This window comes from Kitasatospora sp. NPDC059803 (assembly GCF_042732255.1).
Classification (GTDB): Bacteria; Actinomycetota; Actinomycetes; order Streptomycetales; family Streptomycetaceae; genus Kitasatospora.
The window spans coordinates 1-1,981 of the sequence record NZ_JBHWIJ010000183.1; the positions used below are offsets into that span (position 1 = coordinate 1).

At 72.2% G+C, this 1,981-nt stretch carries 1 protein-coding gene; it reads left to right on the top strand.

Annotated elements, in window-relative coordinates; genetic code table 11:
• Positions 1-186: 186 nt before the first annotated feature.
• A complete protein-coding gene (locus ACFV6I_RS25660) occupies positions 187-1,845 on the top strand; it encodes an ABC transporter substrate-binding protein (RefSeq protein ID WP_380345822.1) in 1,659 nt (552 codons plus the stop codon).
• Positions 1,846-1,981: the final 136 nt, after the last annotated feature.

Below are 1,981 nucleotides of genomic sequence, written 5' to 3' on the forward strand. Positions count from 1 at the left end.
CGTCGGCCCCGCCGACCGGGGCGACGCCCGCGTTGGCGCACCACACGTCGATCTCGCCGAGCGCGGCCCGGGGCAGGCCCGCGAGCGCGGCCCGCCCCGCGCGGGTGGGGGCGGGCCCCGGGGCGGCGGGGCCGCCCCCGCCCCCGCCCGCCGGACCCCCGTTGAGCCTGGAAGAAAGAACCCTCGATGCCACGAAGCCAGCGCCCGGAGCACAGATCCCCGCACCGCCGCTACGCCCTGCCGGCCGCCGCCCTGGCAGCCTTCGCCCTGGTCGCCGCCTGCGCCGGGCCGCCGAAGACCGGTGACGGAGGCAACGGCGACCAGGCGTACAAGCTGTCCGCCGACACCCCGGCCGCCAAGGGCCAGCTCGACTCGTTCAGTTGGGCCGTCTACGCCGAGCCGCCGACCCTCGACTACATCTCGGCTTTCGACTACCCGCAGAACACCATCCTGTCCAACGTGTGCGAGAGCCTGATGCGGTGGACCCCGCAGCTGACCTTGGCTCCCGGGCTCGCGGCGAAGACCACCAGCCCCGACCCCACCACCTGGGTCTACGACCTGCGGCCCGACGTGCACTTCCACGACGGCGGCGTGATGACCGCCGACGACGTGGTGTACAGCCTCGGCCGGCAGATGAACCCCGACAACGCGGCGGCCTGGGCCCAGCAGTTCCAGAACGTCAGCACCGTCACCAAGAGCGGCCCGCTCCAGGTCACCGTCAAACTCAAGCAGCCCGACTCGCAGTTCAACCAGTACATGGCCACGGCCGCGGGCGTCGTCGCCTCCAAGGCCGGCATCGAGGCGGCCGGCAAGGACTACGGCACCTCCGGCAGCCTGGACTGCACCGGCCCCTACCAGCTCGGCTCCTGGAACAAGGGCCAGTCCATCCAGCTGCGGCGCTTCGACGGCTACTGGGGCACCAAGGCCAAGTCCGCGAAGGTCGACTTCCGCTTCCTGACCGACCCCTCGGCGCGCGTCAACGCCATGATCAGCGGTGAGGCGGACGGCGGCTACCTGATCCCGACCGAGAGCTACGACCGCCTGAGCAAGAGCGGTGTGGGCACCCTCTACTTCGGCGAGGGCCTCAGCACGGTCAACGTCAACGTCACCAACATGAAGGGTGTGCTCGGCGACGTCCGCGTCCGCAAGGCGCTGTCGCTGGCCCTCGACCGCTCCGGCTTCGTACGCACCGGACTCGCCGGCGCCGGCAGCGCCACCGGCTCCCTCACCTCCCGCGCGGCCTGGGCCGCGGCGCCGCCGGACGTCAAGAAGGAGGCGTTCGAGGGGCTCACCCCGACCGCCCCGGACATCGACCGGGCCAAGGCCCTGGTCAAGGAGGCCGGAGCCACCGGCAAGACCGTCACGGTCGCGACCAGCTCCATCGGCCAGGACGTCTCGCTGCTGGCCACCGCCGTCCAGTCGGCCGGCGCCAGGATCGGTCTCGACGTCCAGCTCAAGACGATCGCGCCCAACGCCTTCACCGCGCTGTTCACGGACGCGAAGGCGCGCGAGGGCATCGACATGTTCCCGGAGACGTACTACGACTCCATCACCGACCCGCTGGACCTGCTGGCCAACTTCAAGACCGGCGCCTACCAGAACTTCGCCGGCTACAGCGACCAGGCCTACGACGACCTGGTCGACAAGGCGACCGCCGCCGCCGACCCGGCGGAGCGCTTCACCCTCGAAGCGCAGCTCCAGAGGACCGCGTCCGACCAGCTGCTGTGGATCCCGGTCGCCGAGTGGCCCACCGCCGTGTTCCTCAACAAGAGGATCACCGGTGCCCCGACCACCATCTCCTACATGTACTACCCGTGGGCGGCCGACGTGGGTTCGGCCCAGTGACGTCTCCCGGATCCACCGTGCGGCGGCCGGTCCACCCCCCCCCCCCCCCCCCCCCGCCGGGGGGGGGGGGGGGGGGTGTTTACGTGGCGGGAACCCCCCGCGCCGGGGCCCGGATGCCGCCCCCCCCCCCCGCGCC

Bases quoted from the DNA above. Each gene is read 5' to 3' on its own strand.
- ACFV6I_RS25660 (WP_380345822.1), top strand. From the start codon at position 187: ATGCCACGAAGCCAGCGCCCGGAGCACAGATCCCCGCACCGCCGCTAC.